Consider the following 14,194-nt stretch of genomic DNA (forward strand, 5'->3'; position numbering starts at 1 on the left):
GCGCTGAATATATTCAGCAGGACAATATCATGACCGAGCAAGCGCCCCACCCGATGACCCCGCAGGATTGCCTTGTCGCGATCATGGTTGCGATTTCAGCATCCGATGAAAATATTCGCACGGCGGAACTGGTGAAAATCCAAACTGCGGTGAACATGCTACCTGTTTTTGCCGAATACGACATCGACCGGATGAAGCGTGTCTCGCAGATTGTATTCGATTTGTTCGAACAGGAAGAAGGCCTTGATGCCATGTTCGGCCTGATCCGGGACAACCTGCCGGAACGGCTGAACGAAACGGCTTATGCGCTTGCATGCGACGTTGCAGCAGCCGACGGCAAACTTGCCGAAACAGAACTGCGCCTGCTGGAAGAGATTCGGTATGAGCTGAACATCGACCGGCTGCACGCCGCCGCCATCGAACGTGGTGCGCGGGCACGTCACGCGACTTGACGGGTTTTGACGAGCAAATCCAACTCAGACCACAGCAAAGAAATCAGCTGAAAGGCCGCACGATCCTGCGAGCCAACCGCAGAAATTGTGCGACCGTCTCAGGCTGGGCCCACTTCTGACCTGTTCATTTCATACTAGTGGCGATCCCGGAAGGACTCGAACCCTCAACCTGCTGATTAGAAGTCAGCTGCTCTATCCAGTTGAGCTACGGGACCACTTTGCCTTTCTTGCTGCTTTTAGCGGCGGGGTTCAAGAGGCAAGCGCATAAAGGCGCTGTTGGGATCATCCTCATACCCATGGATGGGCCCGCAATAGGAATATCCCAACGCTTCATAGAGTTTGCGCGCGGCATCATATTCCGTCAGATGCGCGGCCCCCGTTTCCAGAACCAGCGCGGTCACCCCTTCGGACTGCGCAATCCCGGCAAGGCGATTCATCATCACCTTGGCCAATCCGCGCCCGCGCGCTTCAGACAGGATATGGACGGATTTCACTTCTGCCGTCCCGTCGGGCAAAGATTTCAGCGCCCCACATCCCAATGGCTGCCCATCATCATAAAGCGCCCAAAACCGAATTCCCGGCCCGCGCAGGGCCTCGGCATCCATTGTGTGATTGCTTTCCGCCGGTCCCGCCGTCTGACTGTGGGCAAAATGCGCCTGTACGACCGGGCGCATCACCTCGGACGTTGGGTCATCCTCGCGAATTTCGATCATTCAGTGGGTCCAGGGGCTACGCCGGTCGGTGGCGAAATTCTCACCATATCCCCGGGCGCGCAGATTCGGCTTGCGTTTATGTGGCTCACTCACCTGCACTTCGATGCCATGGTCCGCTGCGTAATCAAGCGCCTCTTCCTTGGTGTCGAACTTCAGCCGCACCTGCGTCTGCGTGTCGTTCGACGACGTCCAACCCATAAGCGGATCAACTTCGCGCGCCGAGGCGGGGGCGTATTCCAGAACCCACTTCCGGGTCTTGGCCATGCCCGAGGTCATTGCATTCCTTGCAGGCTGGTAAATCCGTGCGCGCATGTGGCTCTCCGTACTCGCTTGGCTGGGCTTGTTTATGCGTCAGAGCTCGGGCGGGGACAAGATCGCAATTGTCGCGGCTGAATGTGCTTTCTGATGCCAAAAACTGTCATCAGGGTCTTCTATCACTCACTACGATACCTAGAAGAGGTAAGAAAGATGATGGGCCCAACCCAGGTTGAACATGCAAAAGCTATGACCCGGAAAGGGCAATCAGAACGGAACTCGGCGATACAACCTGCACTAAATGGTGTTCAGCATATGCGACACAGGATCAGGTCTTGCAGTTGGACAAAATAAGAACAAATGTAGGGGCCTGACCCGGAGCTTGCCTATGCCCTACGCCCATTCCGACAAGACCCAGCTGACGGCTGATGATGTCCGCGCCCGCCTGAAGCTCGAGGGCGGCAAGCAATTCGTCATGCACACCGAATTTGCCCCCGCAGGCGACCAGCCGACCGCGATCAAGGAACTGGCCGGCGGCGTGCAGGATGGCGAGCGTGATCAGGTCCTGTTGGGCGCGACCGGTACGGGCAAGACCTTCACCATGGCCAAGGTGATCGAGGAAACCCAGCGCCCGGCGATCATCCTTGCACCCAACAAGACGCTGGCCGCGCAGCTTTATGGTGAGTTCAAGGGCTTCTTCCCGGAAAACTCGGTCGAGTATTTCGTGTCCTACTACGATTACTACCAGCCCGAGGCCTATGTGCCGCGCAGCGACACCTACATAGAAAAGGAATCGCAGATCAACGAACAGATCGACCGGATGCGCCACTCGGCCACCCGGGCGCTGCTCGAACGGGATGACGTGATCATCGTGGCCTCGGTCTCTTGCATCTACGGTATCGGCTCAGTCGAAACCTATGGGGCGATGACGCAGGACCTGAAGGTCGGCAACGAATACGATCAGCGTCAGGTGATGGCTGATCTGGTCGCCCAGCAATACCGCCGCAACGATCAGGCGTTTCAACGCGGGTCTTTCCGCGTACGGGGCGATTCACTGGAAATCTGGCCCGCCCACCTTGAGGACCGCGCGTGGAAGTTGTCCTTCTTTGGCGAAGAACTGGAACAGATCACCGAATTCGATCCCCTGACTGGCGAGCGTGCCGCCACGATGGAGCATGTGCGGGTCTATGCGAATTCGCACTACGTGACGCCGAAACCCACGATGCAGCAGGCGATCATCGGCATCAAAAAGGAACTGCGCATCCGGCTGGACCAACTGGTGGGCGAGGGCAAACTGCTGGAAGCGCAACGTCTGGAACAGCGCACCAACTTCGATCTGGAAATGCTCGAGGCCACCGGCGTCTGCAACGGGATCGAGAACTACTCGCGCTATCTCACGGGCCGCGCGCCGGGTGAACCACCCCCGACCCTGTTCGAATTCATCCCTGACAACGCCATCGTCTTTGCGGATGAAAGCCACGTCAGCGTCCCGCAAATCGGTGGTATGTACCGGGGCGACTATAGGCGCAAGTTCACGCTGGCCGAACACGGGTTCCGCCTGCCGTCGTGCATGGACAATCGACCGCTGAAGTTCGAGGAATGGGACGCCATGCGCCCGCAATCCGTCTTTGTCTCGGCCACCCCGGCGAAGTGGGAGATTGAACAGACCGGCGGCGTCTTCACCGAACAGGTGATCCGCCCCACCGGGCTCTTAGATCCCGAGGTCGAAATCCGCCCAGTCTCCATGCAGGTCGACGACCTTCTGGACGAGGTGCGCAAGGTCGCCGCCGATGGCTACCGCACGCTGGTCACCACGCTGACCAAACGCATGGCCGAGGACCTGACCGAATACCTGCACGAACAGGGCATCAAAGTCCGTTACATGCACTCGGACATCGACACGCTGGAGCGCATTGAAATCCTGCGCGACCTTCGCTTGGGCGCTTTCGACGTGCTGGTTGGCATCAACCTGCTGCGCGAGGGGCTCGATATCCCCGAATGCGGGCTGGTCGCCATTCTGGACGCGGATAAAGAAGGCTTCCTGCGCTCGGAAACCTCGCTGATCCAGACCATCGGTCGCGCTGCGCGGAATGCCGACGGGCGAGTGATCATGTATGCCGACAAGGTCACCGGCAGCATGGAACGCGCCCTGAGCGAAACCAACCGCCGCCGCTCCAGGCAGCTTGCCTATAACGAAGAACACGGCATTACGCCCGAGACGGTGAAGAAGAATGTCGAGGATGTTCTGGCCGGGCTTTACGAGGGCGACGTCGACATGAACCGCGTCACCGCCACCATCGACAAACCGATGCACGGCGCGAATTTGGAAGCCCATTTGGACGGTCTGCGCGACCAGATGCGCAAGGCCGCCGAGAACCTGGAATTCGAAGAGGCCGCCAACATCCGGGATGAGATCAAACGTCTGGAAGCGGTCGATCTGGCCGTCGCCGACGACCCCATGGCGCGCCAATGGGCGGTCGAGAAAGCCTCGGAAGATGCAGTGAAATCGCGCGGACGGTCAACGGCTGGCAGGCCGGGGCAAAGGGGTGGGAATGTGAAGCGGAGGAAGCGGTGAAATTAACGATCTTTTTAATGATCACCTAAAAGGCAACACAAGGTTCTCAATACTTCTATGTATCGCTTCGATGTTTCGTATTTCATCTTGGGGTACGACGATGTCGGGCTGTTCTTGCAGCCGATTGATGTCCTGGCTCAAAACCTCAGTTAACTGATTGACTTCGCGAAGTGCTTCTGCCTGATCCTGCGCTGTTTGGGCGACTGTTGAAAACACTCCCAACGCGTTACTTACATCCACAATCATAGTTGTATCAGACCTGATTGTCATTGGCACGTCACGACTTACACGACGTCCATTCAATCGAAAATCTGGTGGCGGAAACGGGCTTCCTTGCAGGTCATGTGGAGTAACGACCATTTCTAAGTCGTGTTCACCGTCTGTAGAGAAAAACTGCGCGACCAGTGATGCAGTGAAACAAAACGCGCCGACGTACATAAATTGCTGCAAAATACTCTTCTTGTTGGGGGTAATGTCTGTAAGTGTGAGCGCATATATGACGAGAACGAGCATAAGGCCCGCTAAACCAAGTGGCCCATACTCCAAAAACGTCTGAAAAGCTGGGATGCTATCGTTATCCATAACAATTCATTCAAAAAAACCGCTTCTATGGTATCATGCTCAAAGAGTCTTAGCAAATGCCTTGATAATACATGGAATCATAAAACGGTTTTCCATCCCTTCACTGCTAGCGTGTTAAACGCAAGAAGGGGTTAACACCATCCCGCGCCTCAGCACCGCCCACTTCTGTCTGATCAATCTTGCCACCGTCGCCCATGCTCAACACCCCACATTTCAAACTTGCAGCCCAGCGCTCCCTCCTCCACGTTTGAAATCACAAATTGTGGTTCCAAACGGTTGCCATGACGAACCCGATCACCCTGCCCTGCACGCATGAAGTCCAAAGCGCCAATCAAAGAAAGCTTGGCGTGCGCGTGGCCTGACAGAGCAAATTGCGAACTAGCTCAGCCCACTCCAACCGCAACACATATCCGGAAAATCAAATGAATTCATCTGGGTACCTGGCTCTGGCGCGCGATTGCTTGCTTGGGGCTGACTGTTGCTGGCGTTAGCTGGCTTTCGTTGGCTTTTGCTTGCTGTTGCTGGCGCGAGGCTGGCTTTTGCGTGCTGTGGCTTACGATGGCTTGCTGCAGCTGGGTTCCTGTGAGTTCAGTATGGATTGGATATAAGAATCCCCGAACCCATGTCAACAAAAAATCCAATAAAAACATATAGTTGACTTATTTGGTCGGGCATTTTCACCCAACGTATTTCCCCGATTTCCCATCCCGCACCTGTAGTTCAAGGTTGCAGCCCAGCGGGCCCTGCTTCACGTTTGAAATCACAGCCTGTGATTCCAAGTGGTTACGATGACGAACCCGAAAAACCTGCCCAGCCCGCATGAGGTCCAAAGCGCCATTCACAGGGTGCGCGGCACCCGCGTGGTGCTGGCCGAGGATCTGGCGCAGTTCTATGGAAAATCCGTCAGTGCCTTCAATCAGGCCGTGTCGCGCAACAAGGACCTGTTCGAAGGCTACCGCTTTCAACTCACCGACACCGAGGTCGCCGATTTGATATCACAGAATGTGATTTCAAAACCAAAGGGCCGCGGCGGGCGGCGGGTCAATCCGTGGGTCTATACGGATTACGGCGTGGCCATCGCCTCGGCCCTGTTCAAGGACCCACGCGCCATCAAGATCACCCGGATGATCACCGAGGCCTTTGTCGATGGCGCAAATGCTCTGGCGGAAACCCCACGCAGCCTGCCCGAGATTCTCCCCCCCGACGGCACCCCTGCCCCGCTGCTGCCCAATGGCGAGCAACTGCGCGATCTGGCCGAAAACATCCTCGATTCCGGGCAGCAGAGCCTGGTTGACTACATCGCCAATCCCACCACCAAGCGCCAGCAAGCGGTGGCGGTGATCATGAAGACCTTGGCTGAAACTGCAGGCGAAGAGGTCCGGACCCAGCAGGAACGCCTGCGCCTGCGCATCGCCGAACGTCTAGCCACCGGCGATTACGCGGATGATGATGATCGCAAACAACTGCTGGAATTGCTGCAGGCGATGAAGGGTTAGAGCGCTTTGCGTTTGATTTGAATCGAAATACGCTGCCTCTCCCTTCGGTCGAACGCGCATTTCGATCAGGTTGTCTCAGACAAAACGCAAAACGCCTTAAACCCCCAGCTCGGCCCGCATCTTTTTGGTCAGCTTGGCCACGACCAGATCATAAGAGGTCACGATATGCTCACGCAGTGAGGTATCGCTCATGCCCCGCTCGTCATAGACCTGCAGCCACTTCATCCCCCGCGACGCCAGATAGGGGGCCGGGCGTATGCCGGGTTCGTCCCCCAGCACTTCAAAGGCCAGATCGGTCGCCTTGAAAGTGAACGCATCGCGCCCTTCGTTCCACCCGCAGATCGCAAATACCTTGCCGCCCACCTTCCACACATCCGCATTGCCCCATTGAACCACGTGACTGGTTGCTTTGAGGCCGGAACAGAAGGCGTTGAACTCATCACGGGTCATTGCGCCGCTCCCGGTTGTTGCGCCCGTAGAAAACTAAATTTTCATCGTTCATGAATGCCTCAACAAGGCAGGCGGTCGACGATCGGCTTGAATTTTCTGGATGCAAGGAAAACCTCGGGCAGCTCAGACAGTACGGCGTCGATCGGATCATAAACATTTGACGCCGCCGCCAGAATCTCTTCGGACACCTGCTTGGGCTCTCGCCCCACGCGATCAGGCAGCACAAACTCCAACCCAATAAATTCCGAGATATCCTTTTGCCGTCGCCAGATTGCGTCATAGTGCACGCACAACACCGGCACTTCTTCGAAAGTTGCCCACTCCCTTACTTGCTCGGCCTGGCGCAAAACGTCGTATTTGAACAGGTCTTCGAACGGGCCTTTTGCGTTCATATGGTAAAGGTGTTCTTCAACCCAATCCGCCCCGAAGCGTTCCAATGTCGAATACACCGAAAGCGCAGAATCCCTGGTCGGACCAAAACAAAACACGACTTTGACATCGCGACGTCCACGCAACGCATCAGGGAAATCGTGCGTTTTGACGACCGTCCCGTAAGAAAGTGACGCTTGATCAAGGCGGGGTTCAAATATGGTTCCAGCCTTTTTTTTCCACCACGTATCCTGAACGCGTGCCTCACGCAGCGCTTCATACATCAGCGTACTGCCGGAACGGCCGTTGCTGGCCACGACGAGGCAAGGTCTCGGTTTGAACAGAATGCTGGGCCTGAGTTTTATCACCTGGCAAATTTCTCGTGTCTACGCCCACCGGAGGCGGCGTTCGCACCGAAGGGGCCTCGTGGAATTGTGATGGTCTTGGTAACCTTTGCCAGTGGGGGGTTCAACCCCGTCGCAGATTCCCCCGAAACCGCAAACGCGACAGCTGTGCGCAATCTCCGCACATAGTTCCGGCAAATTTTAGTGAGGATCGCCAGCGTTCAGGATGGAACGTGAGGGTTGGTAGCGGGTTGCGCACTGGCCAGCAACTTGAGCTTGCAAATGGCAAAGGCCAGAACACCAGCCACAAGGACCACTCCGAACGAGACACTCAAGTAGGTGGCGACGCCCTGCCAGACAGATGCGCCCAGAAAGACCATGCGCCCAATAGCGGAAAGGATTCCGATGATACTGCCAAGAAAGATTACTATCAGCGCCATTCCCATGCACTCTCATAAGTGGTGCGATCATGGAAGCAGTAAAATTGGGCGGAGATGTGGCGCGCATTGGGCAAAGCCGGGTTGCGCTGAATTTTGCTTATCAGCGTCCGTGAAACCGGCAGGAAAACTCTCAACACCGTGGAATCAGGGGCGGTTAAGCCTGACGCCTTCAAGCATTTGCCTCGCTACTCAGCTTTGTCGCGGCAAGCAGCCCCTCAAGGACCGCTTCTTCGCAACTACGGGCCATCTGACAATCACCGATTGAAAAAACGGAACCTGAATATTCTGCCAGTGTTTCCTCAAGCTCGACATTTGGGCGATGCCCCATTGCAAGAACCAGAGTGTCCACATCTTCCAGAACGATCGCGGAACCGCTCACGGTGTGCTGAAAAAAGGCGCTGTCCGCGTCGCGACCGAACACCCTTGCATAAGGTATGATTTCGACGCCAAGCGCGTGCAGACGTGCGACAGTCGCGTCACGCACATAGGATTGCAGCCCCTCGCCCGCGTGCAGCCCGTTGACGGCAAGCCTGACGTGACACCCGGCCTGGGCCAGCATCTCAGCCACGCCCAGACCGATCCAGTCCCCTTTCCAGTCTGCGACCACAACACGGCTGCCGGGGTTGACCTCGTTGGTCAGAACCTGCCAGGCGTTACAGGTTTGGCCCTCACCATCATCATGAAAGCTCTCCGGCCAATACGGTTCCGCGCCGGTGGCAAGGATCACGGCATCCGGCGCTTCGGCCCGAACAAATTCTGCATCCACGCGGATACCCGTTCTGACCCGCGCGCCCGAGTTTCCAAGTTCTCGTTCCAGATTGGTGATGATACCACCGAATTCTGCCCGGTGCGGTATCAGCTGCGCCAACCGAACCTGCCCGCCCAGATGCCGCTCGGCCTCGTACAATGTTACATCGTGACCGCGCAGGGCCGCCGCTGCCGCCGCCTTCATTCCGCCCGGGCCACCACCGATGACCATCACCTTTTTCGGGTCGGGCGCGGCAATGACGCTGGCGAATTCCAGTTCCCTGCCGCTTTCGGGATGCTGGATGCAGGATATCGCATGCCCCTTGTGAAAGTGTCCGATGCACGCCTGATTGCAACCGATGCAGGCGCGGATTTCGTCAGAATGGCCTGACTGCGCCTTGGATGGCATCTGAGGATCACAGATCATCGCGCGCGTCATGCCGCACATGTCCGCGGCACCGGACGACAGGATGCCCTCGGCTTCCTGCGGCTGGTTGATGCGCCCGGTCACGATCACCGGCAGATCGACCGCGGCCTTCACCCGGGCCGAAAACGGCGCGACATACCCGGGTTCGTAGAACATCGGCGGCACGATATGCACCGCTCCACCCAATGTTGCCGACGTTCCGTCGACAAGCGATACATAATCGATCTGATCCGCAGCTGACCGGATCGCGCCGAGGGAAATTTCGGCGTCGGATCCATCTTCGTACTGCTCGTTGCCAGAGATACGCAGACCGACGACAAAATCCGCGCCGGTTGCAGCGCGCGCACTTGCAATGGCTTCGGTCAGGAACCGGCGGCGGTTTTCTTCGGTTCCGCCCCAACGGTCCGTACGCCGGTTCACGTTGGTGTTCAGGAATTGCGCAGGCAGGTATCCGTGACTTGCGACGATTTCGACACCATCAGCCCCGGCCCGCTCCATCCGCGCGGCGGCTGCGCCGTAACCCGCGATCACCTCTTCGACCATCTCGCTGGTCATGGCGCGCGGGATCACATGGAACCGTTCGCTGGGGGATACCGATGGCGCCCAGGCGACCGGGGCTGTACCGTCCAGACTTTCGGTCATTTCCCGACCGGGATGAAACAACTGCACAAACAGCTTTGCACCCTCGGCATGCACCGCGTCGGCCAGACGGGCGAACCCCTCGATACAGTCATCGTCAGTACCCATCAGGACATGGCTGGTATAGCGGGCACTTTCGTGAACCCCGACAACCTGCGTCACGATTAGCCCGACACCGCCGGCTGCACGGGCGCGGTGGTATGCAATCAGCCTGTCATTGACCTTGCCATCGGTGGGCATGGTCGTGTCATGGCCGGTCGATACGATCCGGTTGCGTATGCGGGTCGCGCTGATGTTCAGCGGTTTGAACAGATGCGGAAAGGGCTGGCTCATGCTGGCGTATTATTCCTTCAGGTTGCGGATCGATCGGCCCGCGCCATCCGGGCGGGGAAAATGGGCGTGTTCCTTCTCCAACTTCTTCAACGCTTCGGCAACATGCGGAAGCGGTTCGCAAACCTGCCGGGTACACAGATCGACATGAAGGATCATCATCTCCACGGTGGCCGACAGCCCTCCATCTGGGCCCAGAATGCGGTGAAACAGGTGCGTTTTCCTGCCGCTGCCATGCAGCACCTGCGTCTGCACCGTGATCATGTCGCCCTCGTGCAGCTCGGACAGATACCGAATGTGGGTTTCCCCGGTGAAATGACTGTTGCCGTTTGCGATATACTCGGCGGTCACACCACAGCTTTCCGTCAACGCGTCCGCCGCGTTTGAAGCGACTTCGATGTAATGCGCCTCGTTCATATGGCCGTTGGCATCGGTCCAGCTTGGCGGGATAACACGTTGCGCGGTTACCGGCAGATCGGCGCTCTGGGGAATTGGCAGATGGGTTTCCTGTATGCGGATCGTCCGGCCCGCGCCGCAGTTTCGGTGCTTTAACGCCCGGATAAGAGCCACCAGATTGGCATCGCGGGCCTTTTCCATTTCCCGAATGCTCAGATGCCCGGATTGCGCATCGGACTGGTCCGCCACGCGCGCCACAAGCGCCTCGTCAAGGTCGGGGACATCCATCAAATGGGTCAACGGCTCTTTCAGTGAGGGTCCGAATTGCGCCAGAAAATGGCGCATCCCTGCCTCTCCTCCGGCAAGCCGATAGGTGTCGAACTGCCCCATCTGTGCCCATCTCAGGCCGAACCCGTAAAGGATCGCTTCGTCAATCTGCCCGGTGGTGGCAACTCCGTCTTTCACCATCCACAGCGTTTCGCGCCAGACAGCTTCCTGCAGGCGATTGCCAATAAAGCCATCCACCTCACGGCCCATCACCAGCGGATGCATCCCTATCGAACGCAAGGTGTCGGCCGCACGGGTTTTCAGTATGTCCGGAGTGATATCCGACCCGACGATTTCCACCAGCGTCATCAGGTAGACCGGGTTGAACGGATGCGCGACGATCAGGCGTTCCGGTCGCTTCAGCAGGTCCTGCAACCGACTGGGCCGGTAGCCTGACGTAGAAGAGGCCAGCACCGTTTCCGGACCAAGATGAGGTTCGATTTCGGCATAAAGCGACTGCTTGATTTCCAGCCGTTCGGGCGCGCTTTCCTGCACCCAGTCCGCGTTTGCAACTGCCTCGGCCAGAGTGGCCGCGAAGGTAAGTTTGCCCTCGGGTGGCAAGGGGCGATCATACAGCGCAGGCAGGCTGGCGCGGGCGTTGTCCAGCACTTCGGCAAGTTTGCGTGGTGCATCCGGCGAGGGGTCGAAAACCGAAACGTCGTGACCGTTCAGCAGAAACCGGGCAGCCCAGCCACCACCGATGACGCCGACACCAACAATCGCGACCTTCATTCCGCCGCCTCTTGCGCGGTGCGCTGCGCGGGAACAATCAGGGCATCCACTGCCATCGCCCCTGTCGGTGTCACCATCACGGGGTTCACGTCGATTTCAGATATCTGGCTGGCAAGGGCCGCACAGGCGAGGGAAAAGGCACTCAGAGCTCTGGCCGCGCCTGCCATATCGCCGGGTGCTTCGCCCCTAACCCCGTCGATCAGTCGCGAGATACGCAGCTTGCGGATCATCGCCTCGGCCTTGTCCACGCCAAACGGGGCCCGCGCAAACTGGCGCTCGTCGAACAGCTCGACCAGAGTGCCTCCGGGCGCGACCATGACCAGCGGTCCGAAATCCGGATCCATCACGCAGCCAAAGGCAAGCTCCACGCCTTTTTCGGCCTGCCTCTGCACGACCACGCGCGGACCCAGACGGGTTGAGAGGCGGGCATAGGCCGCATCCAGGTCAGCAGCATTCCATAGGTTCAGGACCACACCACCCAGATCGCTTTTGTGGTCAATTCCCGCTTCGGCAGTCTTCAGCACTACCGGATACCCCAGTTCCGCCCCCGCTTCGGCAACGGCACCTGCATCCTGACAAATCCTGCTGGTGGCACCGGGCACGCCGAAACGCGCCAACACCTCAAGGCTTGCGGCCTCATCAAGATGGCCGGGCAGATCGCAATCAGTCTCTGGTACGTCCGGCACCTCAGCCAATGCCCCACACCGTGCATCCGCCCAGTTCTGGAACGCCCGAACGGCCTGCATCGCGTTTTCCGCTCCGTTCAGACATGGCACACCCAACTCCGCCAATTCGTCTCCGATCCCCCGGTTGTGGGTCTGCCCGAAACTTGCATAGAAAAAGACCGGTTTTTCGGTGCGATCAACCAGCCGTTTGGCATGGGCCAGCAAATCAGGTTCATAAACATAGTCATCGCGCAGGTCGGCCTCAAAGCCCAGCATCGACACTTCGGGCGCGGTGGCCAGAATATCCAGTCCTCGGTCAAAGACCTTGGGAAACTCATCAGTCAGGTCCGCAGCGCAATCAAGCGGGTTTGAGGGTTCCAGTTCCGGCGGCAGCGCATCGCGCAGCCGGGCGCGCGTCGTGTCGCTGAGCCGGGCCAGAGGCGTGCCGGTTTCCTCGGCCAGATCAACCTGCATTTCCCGCAGACCCCCGCTATCCGTCACCAGCCCTGCCCCGCCCGGGCCGGGAATACGCCCGGTCGAACACAAAAGTGCCGTGTTCATCAAGGCGTCCACCGACGAGACCGAGATCGCATCGCATTCCTCGAACACGGCCTCGTAAGCCGTGTGGCTGCCCGCCAGCGCCCCGGTATGCGAACGGGCCAGCCGCGCGCTTTCCTCGGTCCGGCCAACCTTGCAGATCACCACCGGCTTGCCCGCATCACGCGCGCGCTTCAGGCTTTGGACCAGACCTTCGGGGTTGCGTGCACTTTCCATGAAAACGGCGATGGCCTTTGTCGTATCACGGCCTGCGGCATAGTCGATATACTCATCCACGGTGGCGCCGATCTCCTGCCCGGGTGACGCGACAAGATCAAAACGAAAGCGGGGATCGTTCATTCCCAACACGGTGAACACACTGCCGGAATGAGCAATCAGTGAAATTCCTCCGGGTTTCATGTGATCCGCAGGATAGAAACTGCCCGTCAGCCCCGTCCGGATGTTAAGGACCCCCATGCCGGCCCCACCGCAAACCGGAAGACCGGCCTCTGCGGCAATATCCCTGAGCCGAGCCAGAATCGAGGTGCCATCCGGCGTTTCTCCGTGGCAAGCATCGAACAAAACCGCTGATTTCACGCCAAGGTCGATGGCGTCCACCAACGCAGCCTCAAGGTTCGGACCGCCAATGCCAAGAACGGCCAAATCCGGTACGTGATCCAGATCACGGATCGAGGTCACAGCCCTGCGCCCCTGAATTTCACCGCCCCGCGGATTGATAAAGTCGATTGGCCCGGAAAAGCCACCGGACAAAGTGGCCTTTGCCAGCCGCTCACCAAATGAACCGGGCCGGGCAGACGCGCCCAGCACGGCCATCGAACGGGCCTCGAATAATGGGGATAACCGGTGCGTCATGTTCTCAGCCCTTGAAACTCGGATCACGCTTTTCGGCAAAGGCGACAGAGCCTTCGGTGAAATCGTCCGACTGGATCATCCGTTCGTATAGCGGCATGTCGCTGCGCCCGACCCAGGCGCGGCGCACGGCAGCATGGCTTTCCTCGACTGAGCGATGCCCATATCTTCGCATGTATTCCTTGAGCGCCCCGGCCACCAATGGCGCACCCTGCGCAATTGTTTCAGCGACCCCGCGCGCATGTGGCAGCAACTGATCCACTGGCACCACATCCCGCACAAGACCCCAGTGCTTGGCCTCGTCCGCATACATCTTGCGCCCCGTCAGGATCAGATCCATCGCGACATTCCATGGAATGCGGTGATGCAGCTTCTGGATCGCACCACCATCGGGCAGGAAACCGCGCTGCATCTCGGGCAGCCAGAAATAGGCATCCTCTGCACAGATGATCACATCGCCACCCAGCGCCAGCTCGAACCCGCCGCCAATTGCGCCACCGGCCAGGGCCACGACCACAGGTTTGTATAGATCAAAAAACTCCGGCAGCCCTCCCAGCCCGCCGGGGCCAAGGTCAAAGCCGTTTTCATCGTCAGCGCTTTCACCGGCTGCAAACGCCTTAAGATCCCAGCCCGCCGAAAAAATGTTCTTGTCATTGCCGAGGCTGGACAACAGCCCGACGCGCAGATCTTCGCTATCATTCAGCCGCTTGAACGCGGCGTACATCTGTGTGCTGAGATCAAGGTTGATCGCGTTCACTGGCGGTCGATTCATCGCAACCTCCAGAACGTGCTTATGTTCAGTTACCTGAATCAGCCCGGTCATGACATCCTCCTGCAATCATGATGAG

Annotated in this window: 13 protein-coding genes and 1 tRNA gene; 3 read left to right on the forward strand and 11 right to left on the reverse strand. The window is 58.4% G+C overall.

The genetic code is table 11. The annotated features are described in order from the left end of the window. Positions 1–29 precede the first annotated feature (29 nt). Positions 30–452, forward strand: a complete 423-nt coding sequence (locus ACR0D6_RS04975) for a tellurite resistance TerB family protein (protein WP_170651226.1) — start codon at positions 30–32, stop codon at positions 450–452. Positions 453–590: 138 nt separating this feature from the next. Here the strand turns inward: ACR0D6_RS04975 and ACR0D6_RS04980 are convergent. The 3 genes from ACR0D6_RS04980 to ACR0D6_RS04990 form a co-directional block, all read right to left on the reverse strand. Further along, positions 591–667 (reverse strand) — tRNA-Arg (locus ACR0D6_RS04980). A 21-nt stretch (positions 668–688) separates the two neighbouring features. Then, the gene (locus ACR0D6_RS04985) at positions 689–1,165 is read right to left on the reverse strand and encodes a GNAT family N-acetyltransferase (RefSeq protein WP_170651227.1); all 477 of its coding nucleotides are present in this window, start codon (positions 1,163–1,165) and stop codon (positions 689–691) included. Next, positions 1,166–1,477, reverse strand: a complete 312-nt coding sequence (locus tag ACR0D6_RS04990) for an ETC complex I subunit (RefSeq protein ID WP_170651228.1) — start codon at positions 1,475–1,477, stop codon at positions 1,166–1,168. A gap of 331 nt (positions 1,478–1,808) precedes the next feature. On the opposite strand from ACR0D6_RS04990, the gene uvrB reads away from it, so the two are divergent. Next, positions 1,809–3,995, forward strand: a complete 2,187-nt coding sequence (gene uvrB, locus ACR0D6_RS04995; protein WP_480764687.1) for an excinuclease ABC subunit UvrB — start codon at positions 1,809–1,811, stop codon at positions 3,993–3,995. A 21-nt stretch (positions 3,996–4,016) separates the two neighbouring features. Here the strand turns inward: uvrB and ACR0D6_RS05000 are convergent, their stop codons facing one another. After that, the gene (locus tag ACR0D6_RS05000; protein ID WP_480764688.1) at positions 4,017–4,577 is read right to left on the reverse strand and encodes a hypothetical protein; all 561 of its coding nucleotides are present in this window, start codon (positions 4,575–4,577) and stop codon (positions 4,017–4,019) included. A gap of 788 nt (positions 4,578–5,365) precedes the next feature. On the opposite strand from ACR0D6_RS05000, the gene ACR0D6_RS05005 reads away from it, so the two are divergent. After that, entirely contained in the window at positions 5,366–6,073 is a 708-nt protein-coding gene (locus tag ACR0D6_RS05005) for an ORF6N domain-containing protein (protein WP_480764689.1), read from the forward strand. A 96-nt stretch (positions 6,074–6,169) separates the two neighbouring features. Here ACR0D6_RS05005 and ACR0D6_RS05010 read toward each other — a convergent pair whose 3' ends face one another. From ACR0D6_RS05010 to ACR0D6_RS05040, 7 genes are all read right to left on the reverse strand, one after another. Further along, the gene (locus tag ACR0D6_RS05010) at positions 6,170–6,523 is read right to left on the reverse strand and encodes an MmcQ/YjbR family DNA-binding protein (protein ID WP_480764690.1); all 354 of its coding nucleotides are present in this window, start codon (positions 6,521–6,523) and stop codon (positions 6,170–6,172) included. A gap of 59 nt (positions 6,524–6,582) precedes the next feature. After that, positions 6,583–7,209 (reverse strand): hypothetical protein, encoded by a 627-nt coding sequence (locus ACR0D6_RS05015; RefSeq protein WP_480764691.1) that lies wholly within the window; start codon positions 7,207–7,209, stop codon positions 6,583–6,585. A 248-nt stretch (positions 7,210–7,457) separates the two neighbouring features. Continuing rightward, entirely contained in the window at positions 7,458–7,676 is a 219-nt protein-coding gene (locus ACR0D6_RS05020) for a hypothetical protein (protein ID WP_170651234.1), read from the reverse strand. 169 nt (positions 7,677–7,845) lie between these two features. Continuing rightward, the gene (locus ACR0D6_RS05025) at positions 7,846–9,822 is read right to left on the reverse strand and encodes an oxidoreductase (RefSeq protein WP_480764692.1); all 1,977 of its coding nucleotides are present in this window, start codon (positions 9,820–9,822) and stop codon (positions 7,846–7,848) included. Positions 9,823–9,831: 9 nt separating this feature from the next. Continuing rightward, a complete protein-coding gene (locus ACR0D6_RS05030; protein ID WP_480764693.1) occupies positions 9,832–11,274 on the reverse strand; it encodes a carnitine 3-dehydrogenase in 1,443 nt (480 codons plus the stop codon). Further along, positions 11,271–13,376, reverse strand: a complete 2,106-nt coding sequence (locus ACR0D6_RS05035) for an acetate--CoA ligase family protein (protein ID WP_480764694.1) — start codon at positions 13,374–13,376, stop codon at positions 11,271–11,273. The genes ACR0D6_RS05030 and ACR0D6_RS05035 overlap by 4 nt, the downstream gene beginning before the upstream one ends. Continuing rightward, positions 13,354–14,169 (reverse strand): enoyl-CoA hydratase-related protein, encoded by an 816-nt coding sequence (locus ACR0D6_RS05040; protein ID WP_480764695.1) that lies wholly within the window; start codon positions 14,167–14,169, stop codon positions 13,354–13,356. The genes ACR0D6_RS05035 and ACR0D6_RS05040 overlap by 23 nt, the downstream gene beginning before the upstream one ends. Between the last annotated feature and the right edge of the window lie 25 nt (positions 14,170–14,194).

It is taken from the genome of Ruegeria sp. BJ6, assembly GCF_056537885.1.

Bases quoted from the DNA above. Each gene is read 5' to 3' on its own strand.
- ACR0D6_RS05025 (WP_480764692.1), bottom strand. From the start codon at position 9,822: ATGAGCCAGCCCTTTCCGCATCTGTTCAAACCGCTGAACATCAGCGCG.
- ACR0D6_RS05040 (WP_480764695.1), bottom strand. From the start codon at position 14,169: ATGACCGGGCTGATTCAGGTAACTGAACATAAGCACGTTCTGGAGGTT.
- ACR0D6_RS05005 (WP_480764689.1), top strand. From the start codon at position 5,366: ATGACGAACCCGAAAAACCTGCCCAGCCCGCATGAGGTCCAAAGCGCC.
- ACR0D6_RS05030 (WP_480764693.1), bottom strand. From the start codon at position 11,274: ATGAAGGTCGCGATTGTTGGTGTCGGCGTCATCGGTGGTGGCTGGGCT.
- uvrB (WP_480764687.1), top strand. From the start codon at position 1,809: ATGCCCTACGCCCATTCCGACAAGACCCAGCTGACGGCTGATGATGTC.
- ACR0D6_RS04975 (WP_170651226.1), top strand. From the start codon at position 30: ATGACCGAGCAAGCGCCCCACCCGATGACCCCGCAGGATTGCCTTGTC.
- ACR0D6_RS04985 (WP_170651227.1), bottom strand. From the start codon at position 1,165: ATGATCGAAATTCGCGAGGATGACCCAACGTCCGAGGTGATGCGCCCG.
- ACR0D6_RS05010 (WP_480764690.1), bottom strand. From the start codon at position 6,523: ATGACCCGTGATGAGTTCAACGCCTTCTGTTCCGGCCTCAAAGCAACC.
- ACR0D6_RS04990 (WP_170651228.1), bottom strand. From the start codon at position 1,477: ATGCGCGCACGGATTTACCAGCCTGCAAGGAATGCAATGACCTCGGGC.
- ACR0D6_RS05020 (WP_170651234.1), bottom strand. From the start codon at position 7,676: ATGGCGCTGATAGTAATCTTTCTTGGCAGTATCATCGGAATCCTTTCC.
- ACR0D6_RS05000 (WP_480764688.1), bottom strand. From the start codon at position 4,577: ATGGATAACGATAGCATCCCAGCTTTTCAGACGTTTTTGGAGTATGGG.